At 73.4% G+C, this 19,391-nt stretch carries 18 protein-coding genes and 1 pseudogene; 1 reads left to right on the top strand and 18 read right to left on the bottom strand.

Annotation, left to right across the window (positions count from 1 at the left end; all coding sequences use genetic code 11):
• Positions 1–119 precede the first annotated feature (119 nt).
• From dprA to proS, 16 genes and pseudogenes are all read right to left on the bottom strand, one after another.
• Positions 120–1,460 carry a DNA-processing protein DprA gene (gene dprA, locus BBH68_RS22125; RefSeq protein WP_065965186.1) on the bottom strand — a complete coding sequence of 447 codons (1,341 nt, stop codon included), beginning with the start codon at positions 1,458–1,460 and terminating at the stop codon, positions 120–122.
• Positions 1,460–3,082, bottom strand: a complete 1,623-nt coding sequence (locus tag BBH68_RS22120; protein WP_065965185.1) for a YifB family Mg chelatase-like AAA ATPase — start codon at positions 3,080–3,082, stop codon at positions 1,460–1,462. The genes dprA and BBH68_RS22120 overlap by 1 nt, the downstream gene beginning before the upstream one ends.
• A complete protein-coding gene (locus BBH68_RS22115; protein WP_065965184.1) occupies positions 3,082–3,441 on the bottom strand; it encodes a YraN family protein in 360 nt (119 codons plus the stop codon). Before BBH68_RS22115 ends, BBH68_RS22120 begins: the two co-directional genes overlap by 1 nt.
• 83 nt (positions 3,442–3,524) lie before the next feature.
• A complete protein-coding gene (locus tag BBH68_RS22110; protein ID WP_004944840.1) occupies positions 3,525–3,833 on the bottom strand; it encodes a DUF2469 domain-containing protein in 309 nt (102 codons plus the stop codon).
• 39 nt (positions 3,834–3,872) lie between these two features.
• The gene (locus tag BBH68_RS22105; RefSeq protein WP_065965183.1) at positions 3,873–4,391 is read right to left on the bottom strand and encodes an NUDIX hydrolase; all 519 of its coding nucleotides are present in this window, start codon (positions 4,389–4,391) and stop codon (positions 3,873–3,875) included.
• A complete protein-coding gene (gene lepB / locus BBH68_RS22100; RefSeq protein WP_065965182.1) occupies positions 4,384–5,136 on the bottom strand; it encodes a signal peptidase I in 753 nt (250 codons plus the stop codon). Before lepB (BBH68_RS22100) ends, BBH68_RS22105 begins: the two co-directional genes overlap by 8 nt.
• A gap of 41 nt (positions 5,137–5,177) precedes the next feature.
• Entirely contained in the window at positions 5,178–6,347 is a 1,170-nt protein-coding gene (gene lepB / locus BBH68_RS44300; protein WP_342673146.1) for a signal peptidase I, read from the bottom strand.
• Positions 6,259–7,311, bottom strand: a pseudogene (gene lepB, locus BBH68_RS22090) (signal peptidase I); the annotation flags it as partial. The gene lepB (BBH68_RS44300) and the pseudogene lepB (BBH68_RS22090), both read right to left, overlap by 89 nt.
• Positions 7,304–8,089 carry a signal peptidase I gene (gene lepB / locus BBH68_RS22085; RefSeq protein ID WP_065965181.1) on the bottom strand — a complete coding sequence of 262 codons (786 nt, stop codon included), beginning with the start codon at positions 8,087–8,089 and terminating at the stop codon, positions 7,304–7,306. The gene lepB (BBH68_RS22085) and the pseudogene lepB (BBH68_RS22090), both read right to left, overlap by 8 nt.
• A 62-nt stretch (positions 8,090–8,151) precedes the next feature.
• Positions 8,152–8,502, bottom strand: a complete 351-nt coding sequence (rplS, locus tag BBH68_RS22080) for a 50S ribosomal protein L19 (RefSeq protein ID WP_065965179.1) — start codon at positions 8,500–8,502, stop codon at positions 8,152–8,154.
• Between the two features lie 130 nt (positions 8,503–8,632).
• Positions 8,633–9,613, bottom strand: coding sequence for a tRNA (guanosine(37)-N1)-methyltransferase TrmD (gene trmD / locus BBH68_RS22075; protein WP_079151132.1), 981 nt, complete (start codon positions 9,611–9,613; stop codon positions 8,633–8,635).
• On the bottom strand, positions 9,613–10,197 hold the full coding sequence (rimM, locus tag BBH68_RS22070) for a ribosome maturation factor RimM (protein ID WP_065965178.1): 585 nt from the start codon (positions 10,195–10,197) through the stop codon (positions 9,613–9,615). Before rimM ends, trmD begins: the two co-directional genes overlap by 1 nt.
• A gap of 82 nt (positions 10,198–10,279) precedes the next feature.
• Positions 10,280–10,519 (bottom strand): RNA-binding protein, encoded by a 240-nt coding sequence (locus tag BBH68_RS22065; protein ID WP_030267150.1) that lies wholly within the window; start codon positions 10,517–10,519, stop codon positions 10,280–10,282.
• A 2-nt stretch (positions 10,520–10,521) separates the two neighbouring features.
• Positions 10,522–10,971, bottom strand: a complete 450-nt coding sequence (gene rpsP / locus BBH68_RS22060; RefSeq protein ID WP_065965174.1) for a 30S ribosomal protein S16 — start codon at positions 10,969–10,971, stop codon at positions 10,522–10,524.
• A 155-nt stretch (positions 10,972–11,126) separates the two neighbouring features.
• The gene (locus tag BBH68_RS22055) at positions 11,127–11,720 is read right to left on the bottom strand and encodes a hypothetical protein (protein ID WP_065965172.1); all 594 of its coding nucleotides are present in this window, start codon (positions 11,718–11,720) and stop codon (positions 11,127–11,129) included.
• A gap of 246 nt (positions 11,721–11,966) precedes the next feature.
• Positions 11,967–13,382: a proline--tRNA ligase gene (proS, locus tag BBH68_RS22050; RefSeq protein WP_065965171.1), complete on the bottom strand. Its 1,416-nt coding sequence runs from the start codon at positions 13,380–13,382 to the stop codon at positions 11,967–11,969.
• Positions 13,383–13,692: 310 nt separating this feature from the next.
• Here proS and BBH68_RS22045 point away from each other — a divergent pair, with 310 nt between their 5' ends.
• Positions 13,693–14,664, top strand: a complete 972-nt coding sequence (locus BBH68_RS22045) for a methyltransferase domain-containing protein (protein WP_076970715.1) — start codon at positions 13,693–13,695, stop codon at positions 14,662–14,664.
• Positions 14,665–14,856: 192 nt separating this feature from the next.
• Here the strand turns inward: BBH68_RS22045 and ffh are convergent, their stop codons facing one another.
• Entirely contained in the window at positions 14,857–16,413 is a 1,557-nt protein-coding gene (gene ffh / locus BBH68_RS22040; protein WP_065965169.1) for a signal recognition particle protein, read from the bottom strand.
• Between the two features lie 247 nt (positions 16,414–16,660).
• Positions 16,661–19,378, bottom strand: coding sequence for a [protein-PII] uridylyltransferase (locus tag BBH68_RS22035; protein WP_425428832.1), 2,718 nt, complete (start codon positions 19,376–19,378; stop codon positions 16,661–16,663).
• Between the last annotated feature and the right edge of the window lie 13 nt (positions 19,379–19,391).

Genomic DNA, 19,391 nt, shown 5'->3' with positions numbered 1-19,391 from the left:
GTGCCGTTCTGCCATGACGTGGGTGAGGACGTGCGCTTCCGCCGGAAACCTTGTGAGCGTAGCGTGAGTGAGCCATCGCGGTATGCGAAGGGAGTCGGCTCGGCGGTGTGCGGATACGGTCATCGCCTCAACCCTTTCACCCGATTGCCCCAAATCTGCGGACCGCCTCGCCGTGTGGCCCCGTTCCGGTGGGCCGGCCGGGCCAACTCCCAGCGGTCGCCATGACGTTCGACGAATCCCAGGGCGAGCAGCTCGTAGAGCCGGCTCAGCGCCTCCTCGCAGCTCGTCCCGGAGTCCCGGGCGACCTCGCGGCCGTCGCTGCCGCCCTGTGCCGACAACGCTTCCAGGACGCGAGCCGTCACGGGATCGAGCAGGTCCCGCTCCACCAGCGGCCCCTGCCGGGCGGGGGCGAGGTCCCCGATGCCGCCCACCAGCTCGGCCACTTCATCGGCGTCGGTGACCAGGACGGCCTCGCCGCGCAGCAGTTCATGGACCCCGGCGGAGAGCCCGCTGGTGACCGGGCCCGGCACGCCCATGGTGTGCCGGCCGAGCTTCAGCGCGCGGCGCGCGGTGACCAGGGACCCGCTGCGGTACTGGGCCTCGACGACGACCGTGCCTCGGGTGAGCGCGGCGATGACCCGGTTGCGGAGCACGAAGCGGCCGCGGGTCGGGTGCGCGCCGGGCGGCAATTCGCCGAGCACCAGGCCCTGTTCCGCGATGCGCTCGATCAACTCGGCGTGTCCCCGGGGGTAGGGGACGTCGACGCCGGAGGCGAGCACGGCGACGGTCGCCCCGGCGGCGGCCAGCGCGCCCCGGTGCGCCGCGCCGTCCACGCCGTGGGCCGCGCCGGAGACCACCACCCAGCCCCGCTCGGCGAGCCCCGCGCCCAGGGTGGCCGCGACATGGGCGCCGTAGTCGCTGCAGGCGCGGGCGCCCACCACGGCGACGGAGCGCAGCGCCCACATCCTCAGCGAGGGCCGGCCGCGCACCCACAGCCCCACCGGACGGGCGTCGCCCAGGTCGTCGAGTTGACCGGGCCACTCCAGATCGCCGGGGCAGACGAAGCGCCCGCCGCGGGCCGCGACGGTGGCCAGGTCGGCGGCCGGATCGAGGCGCTCGGCCCGCAGCCGGCACCCGGCGAGACGCTCCTCGCTCGCCCCGGGCGGCGGCTTTCCGGCCCCGCAGAGCGCCCGCCGCAGCGCCACGGGCCCCAGCTCGCGCAGCCAGCGCCCCACCGTCTCGTCCCCGGGCTCCACCAGCCGGGTGAGGGCGGCCCGCGCCAGGCGCTCCTCCTCCGGCGCGGCCGCCGATCCCCGCTCGCTCCCGCCCGGGCCGGGCCCGCGCCCGTCGGCCTGCCCGCCCGCCTCCGGCCCGCCCGCCTCCGGCCCGCCCGCCTCCGGCCCGTACGCCTCCGGCCCGCCCGCTTCCGGAGTACCGGCCGTTCCCGGGGTGCCGGCCATCAGAACCCCACCGCCCCGGCCGGGATCCCCCGGCTGACGCCGGTGCGCAGCTGGAGCGCCTGCGCCACGTCCTCGGTCTCCGGCCGGTCGTGGCCCGCCAGGTCCGCGAGGGTCCAGGCGACCCGCAGAACGCGGTCGAGACCCCGCGCGGTGAGCAGCCCGCGCTCCATGTCGCGCTCGGCCTCGCGCAGCGCGCCGGGGCGCGGGTACCAGCGGGTGCGCAGCTCATGGCCGGGCACCTCGCTGTTGGTGCGCCAGGGGGTCTCGGTGAAGCGCGCGGCGGCGCGCTCCCGGGCCTCGCGCACCCGGCCCGCGACGGTCGCGGTGCTCTCACCCGCGCCGGGCGCCCCGGTGAGCTCCGCCCGGCTGACCGCCTCGACCCTGACCCGCAGGTCCACCCGGTCGAGCAGCGGGCCGGACAGCCGCGCCTGATAGCGGCGGACCGTCGTGGGCGAGCAGTCGCAGCCGTCGCCGACGTACGAGTGGCGCCCGCAGGGGCACGGGTTGGCGGCGAGCAGCAGCAGGAAGCGCGCGGGCATGCGCACCATGCCGGCCGAGCGGGCCACCACCACATGGCCCGACTCCAGGGGCTGCCGGAGCGCGTCGAGCACCTGGGCGCTGAATTCGGGCGCCTCGTCCAGAAAGAGCACTCCCCGATGAGCGAGGGACACCGCGCCGGGCCTCGGCAGCCCGTTTCCCCCGCCGACCAGGGCGGCCATGGTGGCCGAGTGGTGCGGTGCGCAGTAGGGCGGCGCGGCCACCAGCGGCTGGCCGGGCGGGAGGATCCCGGCCACCGAGTGGACGGCGGTCACCTCCAGGGCCTCCCGCCGGGTGAGCGGGGGCAGCAGGCCGGGTAGCCGCTCGGCGAGCATGGTCTTGCCCGCGCCCGGCGGTCCGGCCAGGAACAGATGGTGGCTGCCGGCCGCGGCGACCTCCAGGGCCTTGCGGGCGGCCTGCTGACCGGCGACCTCGGCCAGGTCGGGGCGGCGCTCGGCGGCCCCGGCACCGGCCGCCACGCCGGCGCCCATGCCCGCGCCCGCCAGGCTCAGCCCGGCGAGCATCGGATCGGGGCGGCCCTCCTCCGGCTGCTCCTCCTCGGCGGGCACCGGTTCGTCCGTCAGCACGGCGATCAGCTGGCGCAGGGTCCGCACGCCGAGCACCGAGACATCCGGCACCAGGGACGCCTCGGCCGCCGTCTGCTCGGGAACGACCACCTGCCGGTAGCCGGCCTCGGCGGCCGCGAGCACCGCGGGCAGCACCCCGCGCACCGGGCGGACCCGGCCGTCCAGACCGAGCTCCCCGATCATCATCAGGTCGGCGATCAATCGCGGGTCCAGGCGCTCGGCGGCGCCGAGCACCGCGCAGGCCACGGCCAGGTCGAAGCCGCTGCCGCCCTTGGGCACGGACGCCGGGCTGAGACCCACGGTGAGCTTCTTCTGCGGCCACTCGGCGCCGGAGTTGACCACGGCCGCGCGGACCCGGTCCCGGCTCTCCACCAGGCTCTTGTCCGGCAGCCCCACCAGGGTGAAATTGGCGACGCCCGGCTCCAGGTCGGCCTGGACCTCCACCACCACGCCCTCGACCCCCAGCAGGGCGACCGAGCAGGTGCGGGCGAACCCCATCAGGCGGCCCCCCGCACATGCTCGACCACCGGCGCGCCGCGCTCCGGCAGCACCACGCCGACCAGGTCGATCCGCACCCCGCCCGGCGGCGGGCCGCCGTGCCGCTCCAGCCAGCGCTCGGCCAGCCGGCGCAGCCGGTCGGCCTTGCCGGGGGTGACGGCCGCCATCGGGTGTTCGTACCCTCCGGCGCGGCGGGTCTTGACCTCGCACACCACCAGCGCCCCGCCGTCCAGGGCGACGATGTCGATCTCCCCGTCCCGGCACCGCCAGTTCCGCTCCAGGACGGTCATCCCGGCCTGTGACAGCCGGCGCACCGCCAGATCCTCGCCGTAGCGTCCGAGCGCTCCTCGGGCGTTCATTCGGCACCACCTCCGGCACCGACTGTGACGCCCCGGCGCCGGATTATTGGATCTTTGTGGACAACCGACCGGTTGTGGACAACTCAGCCACTCGGAAGGTCGAGATCGCTCTTGTTCAGCTCCTCGATGTTCACGTCCTTGAACGTCAGGACGCGCACCTGCTTGACGAAGCGAGCCGGCCGATACATGTCCCACACCCAGGCATCGGCCATGGAGACCTCGAAGAACACCTCACCCTGCACCGAGTGCACCTGCATCTCGTAGTCATTGGTGAGATAGAAACGCCGCTCGGTCTCGATCACATACTTGAACAGGCCGACGACATCGCGATACTCCCGGTAGAGCTTCAGCTCCATCTCGGTCTCGTACTTCTCGAGGTCCTCGGCGCTCATGGCATGTTCCCCTTCAGCCGTGCGTCCCCCCATTGTGCGTCAGACGCGTTCAGTCTCCAGGATCACCGGCGCAGTCGGGGGTCCCTCGTCGAGCAGCCTACGCAACAGTTCCACGAGCCGTGACGGGTACACCGGCTCCCGCACCCGGGCCAGCTCCTCGATCGCCCACCAGCGCAGCCCCGTGACGGAGCGCCGCTCCAGCTCCGTCTGGCCGCCGGTCCGGGTCGCGGTCTGCTCCGTACGGCCCAGGTAGTACCACTCGTCCTGGTGCCAGCGCCGCCCGTCGAACGGGAAGGAGCACACCCGCCGCCACAGCACCGGGCCCAGCTCCACCTCGGTGATCCCGGTCTCCTCCGCCAGCTCCCGGCGCGCCGCCTGCTCCCGGCTCTCCTCGCCCTCGAGCCCGCCGCCCGGGGTGAACCACCAGGTCGTCGACGGGTCCGCCGGCTCGAAGCCGTGCAGCAGCAGGATCCGGTCCCGCGGGTCGAGCAGGACCACCCGCGCGACCTTCCGCAGCGGGCCCTCGGCGCGGTCGTCCGCACCGGCCCCGTCAGACACCGCTCGCCACCTCCGGCCGCTTCTCGCCGCGCCTGGCGCCGCGCCCCAGCCGGCGCGCCAGCGGCCCGTACGCCGCGCCCGCCAGGATGAGCACCGCCCCGGCCACGGCGGAGCCGAGGATCAGCCGCAGCGGGCCGGGCCGCGAGACGCCGCCCGGCAGCGCCTCGAACGCCTTCGGGCGCTCCAGCATCCCCAAGTCCAGCGGCCAGGCCCGGGCGTCCACCCGGCCGCTCACCGCGCCGCGTGGGACGGCCCCGCCGGTGCGGTCGGCCAGGTGCACCCGGGAGTCCAGGGAGTCGGCGCGGTGGTCGCCCAGCAGGAACAGCTTCCCCTTGGGCACGGTCGCCGAGAAGACGGTGGGCGAGGCCGGCTTCCTGCTCTGCAGATACGGTTCGTCAAGGGGGGTGCCGTTCACCGTCAGCCGCCCCTGCTCGTCACAGCAGGCGACCTTGTCACCGCCGACCCCCACGACCCGCTTGACCATGGGCAGATCGCCCCAGAGCGCGTCCTTGAAGACGACCACGTCGCCACGGCGCACCTCGTCGCCGTCTATTCGCTCCGCGAGCACGCGGTCACCCCGGCCGATGGTCGGCGCCATCGAGTCGGTCGGGACCGTGTACGGCTTGTAGACCACCGCTCCCCACACGAACGCGCCCAGGAACAGCACACAGCCGACCCCGACCGCCAGCCCGGACACCAGGCTCCCGCGCCCCTTGCCGCCTCCGGCCTGCCGGGCTCCGCTCATTCCAGTGCTCCTGCCTCACGTAGCAGACGTGCGTACGGGCGTCAGTCAACCGTCCCGCGCGCCTTGCGGACCAGCCGCCGACGGCGCCACAGCACGATCGGCACCGCGCCCGCGAAGCCGAGCGCCGAGGGGGCCATGGAGGCCGCCGCGCCCAGCCCCGGCTGGTCGAAGGTGCCGGGGACGGGGAGGGTGGACCAGCGGTCGACCGGCCAGGCGATGACGATGGCCCGCCCGACGACCTGGTCCACCGACACCGTGCCGTTGTTCAGGTCCTGGTGGTAGCGGGAGTCCAGCGAGTCCTGGCGGTGGTCGCCCATCACCCAGATCCGGCCCTTGGGCACCTTGATCGGGCCGAACGGCTTGTCGTCGCACGGCGTGCCGCCGGGGAAGATGTACCCCTTCTCGTTCAGCGCCTTGCCGTTGACCTTGACCGGCCCGCCCTTCTGGCACTCGACCGTGTCCCCGCCGACCGCGATGACCCGCTTGATCAGGTCCTTCTCCTCCGCGGACGGCATCAGGCCGATGAAGCTCAGCACCCGCTGGACACCCCTGGCGAGCGGGCCCGAGTCGGACTGCTGGGTCTCGTCGCCGAGCCAGCCGCCCGGGTCGTGGAAGACGACGACCTCGCCGCGCTCCGGCTCGGCGCCGAACCACGGGGTCAGCTTGTCCACCAGCACCCGGTCGCCGCGCTGCAGCGTGTTCTGCATCGAGTCGGAGGGAATGGAGAACGCCTGCACCAGGAAGGTCTTGATCAGCAGGGCGAGCAGCAGGGCGATGCCCACCAGGATCGGCAGCTCGCGCCAGAACGAGCGCGGCTTCTTGTCCTTGGCCCCCTCGGGCTTGTCGTCCGGGCCGTCCTCGCCGTCGGAGGAGTCGGAGGAACCTCCGGAGGAGCCGCCCGGGGAATCGGGGGAACCGGAAGAGCCCGAACCGTCCGGCGGGTCCGCAGGAGGGTCCGAGGCGTCGGGAGAACCCGGCTTGCCGAGCGGGACCGGGGTCTCAGAGGAGCCCGGAGCGGCCTGGGAGCCGCCCGCCGGGCCGGGCGCGGCGTCCGTGGCACCGGGACCCCCCGGCGCCTGTGTCGCGTCGGGGGCCCCGCCCGAGGGCGCACCGGCCGGGCGCTCCCCGCTCGCGGGTGGCTCTCCGCTCGCCCCCGGCTGCCTTTCGGGCTCTTCGTGACCGGATCGAGCGCCTACCGCCAAATCCCCCACATTCTCTCCTCACGCCGCGCTGCCGCCCGCGCCACGAACGGCGCAGGCCCACCACTCCCATAACGAGCGGGAGTTCCGCAGGGGTCGGGAGCTGGACCAACCCTTGCTGATCCGAGGACAGCCTATGCGGCGAGCTCCGCGCCTGCGTCGCCCCGCTCGGCGCGTCCTTCACCGACGCATAGGTGTCGGGTTCCTCCAGGCGCCGCCAATGGCTGAAGGGCCACGCGATCACCACGGCGCGGCCGACGACGAGGTCGTCCGAGACGGTGCCGTGGTCGGGCTCGTCCAGATGGACCCGGGAGTCCGCCGAATTCTCCCGGTGGTCACCCATCACGAAGATCCGTCCCTCGGGGACGGTCACCTTGAACCGGCGCTCCGAGGGCACATTACCCGGGTGCAGATACGGCTCGTCCAGCGGCGTGCCGTTGACCGTCACCCGGCCCTGCTTGTCACAGCACTCGACCGTGTCGCCGCCGATCCCGACCACCCGCTTGATCAGATCCTGCTCGTTCGACGACGGCAGCAGCCCGATCCAGGTCAGGAACTCCTTGGCCTGCTTGATGACCACCGGGTCCTCCGCGGGCGGCTTCCGCTCGTCCTCCAGCCAGCCCCCGGGGTCCTTGAAGACCACCACATCGCCGCGCGACGGCTTCGAGCCGAACCACGGCGTGAGTTTGTCCACCAGCACCCGGTCACCGATCCTGATCGTCTGCTCCATCGAGCCCGACGGGATCACGAACGCCTGGACCAGGAAGGTCTTGAGCACCAGGGCGATCAGCAGCGCCACCCCGATCAGGATCGGGATCTCCTTGATGGCCGAACGGCGCCGTCTGCGCTTGATACGGCGCTGCACCTTGCGCCGCTCCGCCCGCCCGCCCAGCCGCGGCCCCGTGCGCGGGGCCTCCACGCTGTGCGCGGGACCGGGGCGGCCGCTCGCGTGCCGGGACCGCCCACGGCTACCCATGGCCGCCGCCCGGGGCCGGATCCGGCACGCGCGCGAAACCCTCCGGGCGGTGCACCGACCTCCAGCGGCCGACCGGCCAGCCGATCCAGTCCACCCGTCCGATCACCTTGTCGACCGGGACCGATCCGCCGCCCGGCTCGCCGAGGTGGTCCCGCGAGTCCCTGGAGTCGGCGCGGTGGTCCCCCATGACCCACAGCTTGCCGCGCGGCACCACGATGTCGAACGGGACCTGTGACGGGGCGTCCCCCGGAAACAGGTAGTCCTCGTCGACCGGCTGCCCGTTCACCTCGATCCTCCCCCGCTTGTCGCAGCACCTGACGCGGTCACCGCCCACGCCCACCACACGCTTGATGTAGTCGGTCTCGGCCGGCTCGGCCAGCCCGACCGCCGCGGCCGCTCCTCGCAGCAGCGCCGCCACCGGATTCTGGGACGGCTCCTCCTGCACGAAGGATCCGGTGCCGTCGAACACGATGACGTCACCGCGGCGCGGCGTGTCACCGAAACGGTACGCCAGCTTGTTCACCAGGACCCGGTCTCCGGGCCGAAACGTGTTCTCCATCGATCCGCTGGGGATCAGGAAGGGCTGCACCACGAAGGCGCTCAGCAGCAGGACGAAGGCGACGCAGGCCGCCGCGAGCACCCCCGCCCGGCGCCAGGGCCCGCCCCCGGTCAGCCACCGGAGCGCCCGCCGCGTACGCGAAGAGCGCGACCCCTCCTCCGGTCCCTCGGGGGAACGGGAGGAGCGGTCGCGCTCCGAGAGCTGTGCGTCGGTCTCCATCGGGCCAGAGCCTATCCGGCCCGCCCGTGTCGCCCGGCAGTAGCTCAGTTGTCGCGCAAAAGTCAGTTGTCGCGCTTCTCCTTGATCTTCGCGGCCTTGCCGCGGAGGTCACGCAGGTAGTACAGCTTGGCGCGGCGGACGTCACCGCGGGTGACGACCTCGATCTTCTCGACGATCGGGGTGTGCACCGGGAAGGTGCGCTCGACGCCGACGCTGAAGCTCACCTTGCGGACGGTGAAGCTCTCGCGCACGCCGGAACCCTGGCGGCGGATGACGACGCCCTTGAACTGCTGGACACGGGAGCGGTTGCCCTCGATGACGCGGACGTGCACGTTGACCGTGTCACCGGGGCGGAAGGTCGGGATGTCGCTGCGCAGCGACGCGGCGTCGACGGTGTCGAGCAGGTGAGACATGAGTGTCTGCTTTCCTCGCTGATGCCACAGGTCATCAGCGGCATATCGGATGATGATTCGGAGTGCCGCCTGGTCGGGTGGGCGTCGATCCCCCTGTGGCAGGGGCGCACACCGGACGTACGGCAGCGACCTATTCTTCCACGGCCCCGCCCGGCCGCCCAAATCGAGGCCCTTGATCGTGTTCGCTCGCCTCCGGGCGCTCGGGTCCCCTGTCGACGGGCTTCGTCGCACGGTCCCCCGCGCCGCGGAGCGGCATATCGGATTCGAGCCCTCGGTCCCTCCTCCTCAGCCCTTTCGACAGGGGCGCGCCCTTTGGCTCGCTCACGGGGCCTTCTTCCCAGCCCAGCTCCGCCAGGAGCTTGCGGTCGTGCTTGTCCAGCGCCGCCGGGTCGCAACGCTCTATGAGGTCGGGCCGGTTGCGGCTGGTGCGGCGGAACGCCTCGTCCCTGCGCCAGCGCGCGACCTTGCCGTGGTGGCCGCTGAGCAGCACCTCGGGGATGCCCCGGCCGCGCCACTCCGGCGGCTTGGTGTAGACCGGGCCCTCCAGCAGATCGGCCATGGCGCCGGGGGCGAAGGAGTCGTCGCGGTGCGACTCCGCGTTGCCCAGCACACCGGGCAGCAGCCGGGCCACGGCCTCCGTGATCACCAGGACCGCGGCCTCCCCGCCGGCCAGCACGTAGTCGCCGATGGAGACCTCGTACACGTCCAGGCGCTCGGCGTACTCGTCGATCACCCGGCGGTCGATGCCCTCGTAGCGGGCGGGGGCGAAGACCAGCCAGGGGCGCTCGGCGAGCTCGACGGCGAGTGCCTGGGTGAACTGGCGGCCGCTGGGGGTGGGCACGACCAGCGTGGGCAGCTTCGCCGCCCCGTCCCCGTCGTCCCCCGACTCGATGATCTGGTCCAGCGCCTCGCCCCACGGCTCGGGCTTCATGACCATGCCGGGCCCACCCCCGTACGGGGTGTCATCGACGGTGTTGTGCCGGTCGTGCGTCCAGTCCCGCAGGTCGTGGACGCGTACGTCCAGCTGTCCGCGGGCGCGCGCCTTGCCGACCAGCGAGACGTTGAGCGGCTCCAGGTACTCCGGGAAGATCGTGACGACGTCGAGCCGCATCACGCGCCCCCGCGGTCCGCGCCGCCCCGGCCGCCCGGCTCTTCGGGGGCCTGGCCGCGGGCGACCTCGGCCTGGGTGTCGTCGAGCAGGCCGGGCGGCGGGTCGATGACGGCCCGCTGCCCCTCGAGGTCGATCTCGGGAACCACCTGGGAGACGAAGGGGACCAGCACCTCGCCACCGTCGGGCCGCCGGACGACCAGCAGGTCCTGGTACGGCAGATGGGAGATCTCCGCGATCCGCCCGACCTCCGTGCCGTCGACCGTGACCACGTCCAGGTCGATCAGCTGGTGGTCGTAGTACTCCTCGGGGTCCTCCGGGGTCTCCTCGGGGTCGACCTCCGCGATGAGCAGGGTGTTGCGCAGCGCCTCGGCGGCCGTGCGGTCCGCGACCCCCGCGAAGCGCAGCAGCAGGCGGCCGCTGTGCACCCGGCCGGTCTCGATGGTCAGCGGCCCGACCGAGGACGGGTCGGTGGCCAGGACGGCCCCCGGGGCGAGCCGGAGCTCCGGCTCGTCGGTGCGCACCTCGACGGTGACCTCACCCTTGATGCCGTGGGCACGGCCGATCCGCGCCACAACCAACTGCACTGTTCGCTGTCCCTTCACACACACGGGCCGGGGACGGCCCTAAGCCCTCCCCGGCCCGTGCCGGTGCTCTTCTTGACGCTGCTCAGCGAACCTGGTCCACGTCGACGAGGTCGACGCGGATGCCACGGCCGCCGAGGGCGCCCACGACGGTGCGCAGGGCGCGGGCGGTCCGGCCGTTACGGCCGATCACCTTGCCGAGGTCGTCGGGGTGAACCCGCACCTCGAGAACGCGCCCGCGCCGCAGGTTGCGCGAGGCGACCTGCACGTCGTCGGGGTTGTCGACGATGCCCTTGACCAGGTGCTCGAGGGCCTCCTCGAGCATCCTCAGGCCTCGGTCGACTCGGTGGACTCGGCCGCCGCGTCAGCAGCCGCCTCGTCCGCCTTCTTGTCGGACTTCTTCGCCTTCGGGGTGATGGCCTCACCCTTCGGCTCGGCACCGCTGTCCTTGGCGGCCGCCTCGAACAGCGCACGCTTGTCGGCCTTCGGCTCGGCGACGAGCATCGGGGCCGGGGCGGGCAGGCCCTTGAACTTCTGCCAGTCGCCGGTGACCTTGAGGATGGCGAGCACCGGCTCGGTCGGCTGCGCGCCGACGCTCAGCCAGTACTGCGCGCGCTCCGAGTCGACCTCGATGCGCGAGGGGTTCTGCACCGGGTGGTACAGACCGATCTCCTCGATGGCCCGGCCGTCACGGCGGGTACGGGAGTCGGCGACGACGATGCGGTAGTGAGGCGAACGGATCTTGCCCAGACGCTTCAGCTTGATCTTGACTGCCACGGGAGTGGTGTCTCCTGGTCTTGACGTGATTGAGCACCGCGAAGTGCCGCGTGGGGTTGCGGTACCCGAGTGCCCGATGGACGCGTCAGCCGGAGGAGAGAGGGGTCCTGGTCGGCTGTCGAGTACAGCAGACCATTGTGCCACACCGTGACAGGTCAGCCGACCGCGGCCACCGCCTCCGGGATACGGAACGGCTTCCCGCATCCCCCGCACATGATCGGCGCCTGGGCCAGCACCGACGGGACGACGCGGACATTGCGCCCGCAGTCGCACACCGCCTTCACCCGGACCCCACCGCCCGACGAACCGTGCCGGGCGGCCGGCCCGCGGAAGGTGCGGGCGGTGTCGGCGGCGGTCGCCACGGTGTGCGCCTTGAGGGCACGCTGCAGCCGGTCGATGGTCGGCCGATAGCGCCTTCTCGCCTCGGGGCTGAGCGTGACCAGGGAGAAGCCGCTGCTGGGATGCGGCTCATCGGAGTGGTCCAGGCCCAGCTCCTCGGCGATGGCCAGGAACCGTCGGTTGTGGTAGCGGCCGGCGCGCGAGGTGTCACGGACACCTCGCGCCGCGGCGATGCCATGGACTGCCTCGTGCAGCAGCCGTTCGAAGGAGAGCTCGGCGCCACACGCGGACGACGACTCTCCGATCAGCGATTCGGGCGCGGCGAGATCCGGCAGCTCGGGGTGGTGCCGTTGAATGTCGGCCCACGCCTGCGCCAGTTCCGCGGCGAGTACAGGTGGTGTCGTGCTCACGTCGTGATAACGAGCGGGGAGGGCCCGGTGTTCCGATTCCGGGGCATCGCAAATAATTTGCACGTACCAGTCAGTTCAGCGCTGATGCGCCCCGAGGAGGGCGGGTGCGCAAATGTGTGGACGAGGCACCCACCGCGCACCAAGGCGGTACGTAACACCCCGCCCGCCACTCCCCCGGTTCACTCCGGCTCACCCGGCTTCACCCCGGATCACCCGGCTTCACCCCGGATCGGCTCAGGAGGCGCGTCAGTAGGCGCGCGCGACAAAGGCGACGTTACCGGGCGCGTCATCGGCGTCCGGCACCGACCCGTCCTCGGCCACCAGGCAGCGCACGGTCGCGGCCTGCTCGGCGAGCGCCGCCTCCCCCTCCGGCCCCAGGTCCGCCCACCGGATCCGCGCCCAGCCGCCCGCCGCCGCGGCCTCGGCGGCCTCCTGGACGGTCCGCACATCCGAGGTCCGGGCCTCGCGCCGCTCCCGCGCCTGGCGCAGCAGCAGCGCCTGGTCCTCCTCCAGGACCTTCGGCAGCAGGTCGGGCAGCAGGTCCAGGCGCACCGGCTCCTTGCCGCCGGGGATGCGCCGCGCCACCATCGCGGTGCCGCCCTCCAGGTCGCGCGGGCCGACCTCGATCCGCACCGGAACGCCCTTGAGCTCCCAGTCCACGGCGCGGCGGCCGAAGGGGGTGTCGGTCCGGTCGTCCACCTGGACCCGCACCCCGGCCGCCGCCAGCCGGTCGCCGATCTCGCGGACCTTGGCCAGCACCGCCTCGTCGCCCTTGATGGCCAGCACGACGGCCTGGACGGGCGCCAGCCGCGGCGGGACGCGCAGCCCGTTGTCGTCGCCGTGCATCATCACCAGCGCGCCGATCATGCGGGTGGTGCTGCCCCAGGAGGTCTGCCAGACGAGTTCCTGCGTGCCGTCCTTGGAGAGGAACTGGGTGTTGAACGCGCGGGCGAAGTTCTGGCCCAGCTCATGGCTGGTGCCCAGTTGCAGCGCCTTGCCGTCGCCCATCATCCCCTCCAGGGTGAGGGTGTTGATGGCGCCCGCGAAGCGCTCCTTGGCGGTCTTGCGGCCCAGCACGACGTCCATGGCCAGCACGTTCTCCATGAAGTCCGCGTAGACGTGCCGGTGGATGCGGGCGGCGAAGTCGCGGGCGTCCTCGTACGTGGCGTGGGCGGTGTGCCCCTCCTGCCACAGGAACTCGGAGGTCCGCAGGAAGAGCCGCGGCCGCAGCTCCCAACGCACCACGTTGGCCCACTGGTTGATCAGCAGCGGCAGGTCGCGGTAGCTCTGCACCCACTTCGAGAAGTACTCGTTGATGATCGTCTCGGAGGTGGGCCGCACCACCACCGGCTCCTCGAGCTTCTTCCCGCCGCCGTGGGTGACGACGGCGAGCTCGGGGGCGAACCCCTCGACGTGCTCCGCCTCCCTGGTCAGGTACGACTGCGGGATGAAGAGGGGGAAGTACGCGTTCTGGACGCCCACGGCCTTGATCCGGGCATCCATGTCCTGCTGCATCCGCTCCCAGAGCCCGTAGCCGTACGGTCGGATGACCATGGTGCCGCGCACCGGGCCGTTGTCGGCCAGTTCGGCCTTGTTGATCAAATCCTGGTACCAGCGCGGGAAATCCTCCGCCTGGGGGGTGAGAACGGGAGCCTTCGCCATGGCGCCGATCGTACGGCGGCGGCCCGCGTAACCGTGAATCCGGCTGGACAGGCCATCAAGGGGAGCCGCCCCGGCAGCGGGCACCTCCCAGCGGTAGCCGGGCGACAACCGGGCCTCGGAAGACAGAGAAGACAAGAGAAGACAGAGGGGGCGTGCGGGGGCGCACAGCGGGGGCACGTAAGCACGGCCGTGAAAGCTCTGGACGCGCGGACGGATGCGGAGTTCCCTGGCATACGGGGTGGGATCGCGCAGCGCACAACGGTGGCAACAGGCTCTTGGCTCATGCTCTCGTCGGATTGGGGCGCTTTCGATGACATCTACGCTCGTACGGCAGCACGTCCCGCACCCCCCGCACCCCTCCTCGCCGAGCGCGGCGGCACCCCGCTCCCGCGCCCGCGACTGGGCGGAGATCCAGGAACGGATGCTGGTGCCGCTGTACGAGGCCGTGTACGAACGGCTGGAGGTCGGCACCGGGACCCGGCTGCTGGGCCTGGGCTGCGGCTCGGGCCTGGCTCTCCTCATGGCGGCGGCGCGCGGCGCCGCGGTCTGCGGGGTGGACCCGGACGAGGAGCGCCTGGAGCTCGCCCGCGAGCGGCTGCTGGCCCGGCCGGGCCCACGGCCGGGCGCGCATCCGGGCGCGCCGGAGAGGGCCGCGCGTCTGGTCCGTCTGGGCGACGGCGGCTTGGGGGACGCCCTGAAGGGGACGGGGGCCGAAGCGGCGGGATCGGGGACGGGAACGGGGTCGGGAACGGGCTTCACCGTCGTCACGGCGTTCGAGCCCCTGTCCGCTATCGGCTCCGGCGGCGGGCCGTCCGGTCCCGGCGACGCCCTGTCCGGGCGGCTGGCCGCGGCCGCCGCCCTCGCCGAGCCGGGCAGCCCGGTCGTACTGGCCGGCTGGGGCCCGCCGGAGCGGTGCGCGACCTCGACGGTGCTGCGCGTGGGCGCGCGGCTGGCCGATCCGATGTTCCCCCAGCTACCGCTGGGAGGTGCCCCCTCCCCCGCGCGCTGGCAGCCGTGCGGCAGGGACGACCTGGAGCACCTGGCCCAGCGGGCCGGGCTGCGGCCCGACGGGTCGGGCCGGGTGGCCTGCCCGTTCGGGTACGCCGACATGGACAGCGCGGTGCGCGGGCTGCTGTCGACCGGGCTCTTCGACGCGGCGGAGCGGGCCACGGACCCGACCCAGGTGCGCAAGGAGATCGCGGAAGCGCTCCATCCGTACCGGCGTGCGGACGGCACGGTGTGGATGGAGAACGTACTGCGCTATCTGATCGCGCGGGTGTGAGGGGCCCGCGGGCGTAACTCGTTCGCACGCGCGCTCGTTGATACCTGGGCCCGGTGGTCACATCGGGTTGCTCTCCGCCATCGCGGAGGTGATCCGGGCAATCAGCGATGCGGTAACCCGATGAAGCTGTTGCTCCCCGCCGCTTTGCGGGGTTTTCGGGGTGGGGTGCCCGCGGGCACCCCACCCCTGGCGTCACTTGGGGGGCAGGAAGTTCTTGAACTCCTGCGGCAGTTCGAAGTCCGCCGCGTCCTGACCGCCTCCGGGCAGCCCGAACGCGCCTCCTTGCTGGGCCGCCGCCCTGCGCTCAGCCGCCTGCTGCTCCTCCTGCGCCCGCTTGAGCGGGTTGCCGGAGCGCTGCCGCCCCTTGGCCTTCTTCTGCTGCTTGCCCTTGCGCTTGGCGGCGCCACCGCCCATGCCGGGCATCCCCGGCATGCCCGGCATGCCGCCCTGGGCCATCTTCGACATCATCTTGCGCGCGTCGAAGAACCGCTCCACCAGGTTCTTCACGGCGCTCACCTCGACCCCCGAGCCGCGGGCGATACGGGCGCGGCGCGAGCCGTTGATGATGGTCGGGTCCTGGCGCTCGGCCGGGGTCATCGACTTGATGATCGCGGCGGTGCGGTCCACGTCCCGCTCGTCGAGGTTGTTGATCTGCTCCTTGATCTGACCCATGCCCGGGAGCATGCCGAGCAGCTTGGAGATGGAGCCCATCTTGCGGACCTGCTCCATCTGGGCCAGGAAGTCGTCGAGCGTGAACTCCTTGGGGCCCTTCGCCAGCTTGGCCGCCATCTTCTCGGCCTCTTGCTGGCTGAAGGTCTGCTCGGCCTTCTCGATCAGGCTGAGCATGTCGCCCATGCCGAGGATGCGGGACGCCATGCGGTCCGGGTGGAACGCGTCGAAGTCGTCCAGCTTCTCGCCGTTGGAGGCGAACATGATCTGGCGGCCGGTGACATGCGCGATGGACAGCGCGGCACCGCCGCGCGCGTCGCCGTCGAGCTTGGAGAGCACCACGCCGTCGAAGCCCACGCCGTCGCGGAAGGCCTCGGCGGTGTTCACCGCGTCCTGGCCGATCATCGCGTCGACGACGAAGAGGACCTCGTCCGGGCTGACCGCGTCGCGGATGTCCGCGGCCTGCTGCATCAGCTCCTGGTCGATGCCCAGGCGGCCGGCGGTGTCGACGATCACGACGTCGTGCTGCTTGGTCCTGGCGAACTCGATCGAGTCCTGGGCCACCTTCACCGGGTCGCCCACGCCGTTGCCCGGCTCCGGGGCGAAGACCGCGACACCGGCCCGCTCGGCGACCACCGAGAGCTGGTTGACGGCGTTGGGGCGCTGCAGGTCACAGGCGACCAGCAGCGGCGCGTGGCCCTGTCCCTTGAGCCAGCGGCCGAGCTTTCCGGCGAGCGTCGTCTTACCGGCACCCTGCAGACCCGCGAGCATGATCACGGTCGGCGGCTGCTTGGCGAAGCGCAGGCGGCGGGTCTCGCCGCCGAGGATGCCGATCAGCTCCTCGTTGACGATCTTGATGACCTGCTGCGCGGGGTTCAGCGCCTGGGAGACCTCCGCCCCCATGGCCCGCTCTTTGACCTGCTTGATGAAGGACCGGACGACCGGAAGCGCGACGTCCGCTTCAAGCAGGGCGATCCGGATCTCACGCGCCGTGGCGTCGATGTCCGCCTCGGAGAGGCGGCCCTTGCCCCGGAGGTTCTTGAAGGTACTCGCCAAGCGGTCGGAAAGGGTATCGAACACGGCGGTCGTAAATCCTCGGGTCGGGGGCGGAGACAATCGCCCTCCAGAGTATCCGCCCGCGAGCCCAAGCGTCCCTGCCTGCCCCGATAGGGGCAAGCAGGGAGAGTCCCCGTATGCCGCGGGGAGCACATCGATGCCCTCTCGGACCGCCTCGCGGCGACCGGACCATCCCCGCTCGGGCGGGGCGAGTCAGGCAGGGCGGGAAGTACAACGTCCACGGTGAGCGCGGGTTACGCGACAGCAATGCTCACCTCAGCGCGCGCTCGACCTCCCGGGCCACCTCCGCCGCGCGGACGGGCCGCAGCGGGGCGCCGGAGGCGTCGGTGACGTAGAAGGCGTCCACCGCGTTGGCGCCGAGCGTGCTGACGTGGGCGCTGCGCACCGTCACCCCCGCGTCCTCCAGCGCGCGGCCGATGCGGTGCAGCAGTCCGGGGGCGTCCTGGGCGCGCACCTCGATCACCGTGGCGAGCCGGGAGCTGCCCGGCGCGACGGTGACCCGCGGGGGCGGGGCGTGGACGCCGCGGCGGCGGGGGTAGCCGCGGTAGGCGGCCTCGCGCTCGGCGAGCCGGGCGACGATGTCGAGCGACCCGTCCAGGGCCCGCAGCAGGTCCTTGCGCAGCCGCGCGGCCTGCGGCAGCGAGCCGTACTCGGCGGCCACCCGCCAGCTCAGCAGCAGCACGCCCGGGCCGGCCCCGGCCCCGGGCGCGGGGCGGGCGGGGTCCGGGGCCGCGGGGCCGGTCAGCTCCTCCGGCAGCCCGACGGCGCGCAGGTCCGCCGCCCGTACGGTCAGCCGGTGCAGTGCCAGCACGCCGGCCGCGGCGGGCAGCACGCCGGGCTGGTCGGGGACGGCGATCAGCAGCTCCACGCCGATGGACTCCGTGCCGGGCTCCGCGCCGGGCTCAGCGTGGGACCGGGTGCCGGGCTGCGCGCCGGTCCGCCTGTCCGGCGCGCCGGAGGCCGGGGCGCCAGAGGCCAGGGCGCCGGAGGCCGGGGCGCCCGCCCGGGCCTCGGCCGGCTCCCCGGAGGGCAGCGCCTCCGAGCGGGCGTGCAGGGCCAGCACGGGGCCGCCGGTGCGCCAGGCCTCGATCGCCAGCCGCTCCTGCTCGGCCGTGGTCTGCTGCGGCGCGGACGGGTCCGCGGCCGGCTCGCCGGCCAGGACCCCCGCGACCCGCTTGACCAGGTCGGCGACGAGCGAGCCGCGCCAGGCGCTCCAGGCGGCGGGACCGGTGGCGAGCGCGTCGGCCTCGGTGAGGGCGTGCAGCAGCTCCAGGGTGGTGGTGGAGCCGACGGCCTCGGCGGCCGAGGCCACGGTGGCGGGGTCGTCCAGGTCCCGGCGGGTGGCGGTCTCGATGAGCAGCAGGTGGTGGCGGACCAGCGTGGCCAGCACGGCGACGTCGGCTCGGTCGAAGCCGATCCGGGTCGCCACGTCCCGGGCGATGGTCTCGCCCGCCACCGAGTGGTCGCCGGGCCAGCCCTTGCCGATGTCGTGCAGCAGCGCGGCGATCAGCAGCAGGTCGGGGCGGCCCACGCGGCGGCTGAGCGCGCTGGCCCGTACGGCGGTCTCGACGAGGTGGCGGTCCACGGTCCAGCGGTGCACGGGGTTGCGCTGCGGGCGGCAGCGCACCCGCTCCCAGTCGGGCAGCAGCCGGGTGATCAGGCCCTCGGCCTCCAGCGCCTCCCAGACCCCCACGGTGGACTCGCCCGCGCCGAGCAGCGTCACCAGCTGCTCCCTGGCCTCGGGTGGCCACGGCACGGGCAGGGGGCGCGCGGCGGCGGCCAGGCGCCGTACGGCGTGCAGGGACAGCGGCAGCCCGGCCTGGGCCGCGGCGGCCGCGGCCCGCAGCGGAAGCACGGGGTCGCGCTCGGGGCGCGCGGCGCGCGCCAGCACCACCTCGCCGTCCTGCTCGACGACGCCCTCGGCGAGCGGGCTGCGCTCCGCCGCGCCCGCGCCGCCCGCCTGGGAGCCGCCGCGCCCGCGGCCGCCGAGGAGGCCGCGCAACCGCGGCCGGGCCGACCGGGCGCGCAGCACCCGCTCGACCTCGCGCCAGGTCACATCGCTCGCGTACGAGATCGTCCGGGCCGACTCGTAGACCTGGCGCAGCAGGGTGTCGGCGTCGAGCAGACCGAGGTCGGCCGCGACCTGGTCCTGCTCCTGCAGCGCGAGCCGGTCGGTGGCCCGTCCGGTGGTCAGGTGCAGCGCGTCGCGGGCGTCCAGCAGCCGACGGCGCGCCTCGGTGAGGCCCTCGCGGGGCGCGTCGGCGAGCCAGGAGGCGGCGACGGCCCGCAGCGCCGTCGCGTCGCGCAGCCCGCCGCGTGCCTCCTTGAGGTCCGGTTCCAGCAGGTACTGCAGCTCGCCGTGGCGCCGGGCGCGCTCCTGGCCCAGCTCCCGCAGTTCGGGCAGGCGCCTGGGCGCCTGGGCGCGCCAGTCGGCGAGGACGGCGGTGCGCAGCCCGGCGGTGAGCGCGGCGTCGCCCGCGATGTGCCGCGCGTCCAGCAGGCCGAGCTGTGCCTTCAGGTCCTCGCCCGCGGTCTTGCGGGCCTGGTCGGGGGTGCGTACGGAGTGGTCGAGGGCGAGGCCCAGGTCCCACACCGGGTACCAGACGTGGTCGGCGAGCGCGGCGATGGCCGGGGCGTCGGCGGAGCCGTCGTGGAGCAGCAGCACGTCCAGGTCGCTGCGGGGGGACAGCTCGCCGCGCCCGTAGCCGCCGACCGCGACGAGGGCGACGCCCTGCGCGTGGCCGTCCCGCTCGGCGATGCCCGCCTCCCGTGCGCCGCCGGTCAGCAGCGCGGCCAGCCACTGGTCGGTGAGCTCGGCGAGGGCGGTACGGCGCGGCGGCCCGGACCGCGACTCCTCCTGGAGGAGTCGCAGCCGGGCCGCCGCGTAGCCGCCGGGCACCGAGTCGGCCGCCGTCCCGGACGCCGTCCCGGACGCCGCCTCCGTCTTCGCCTCGACGCTTTCCGTCAACTCGGCTCCTCGG

This window comes from Streptomyces sparsogenes (assembly GCF_001704635.1).
Classification (GTDB): Bacteria; Actinomycetota; Actinomycetes; order Streptomycetales; family Streptomycetaceae; genus Streptomyces; species Streptomyces sparsogenes.
This window is presented reverse-complemented; position numbering and strand designations above follow the sequence as displayed.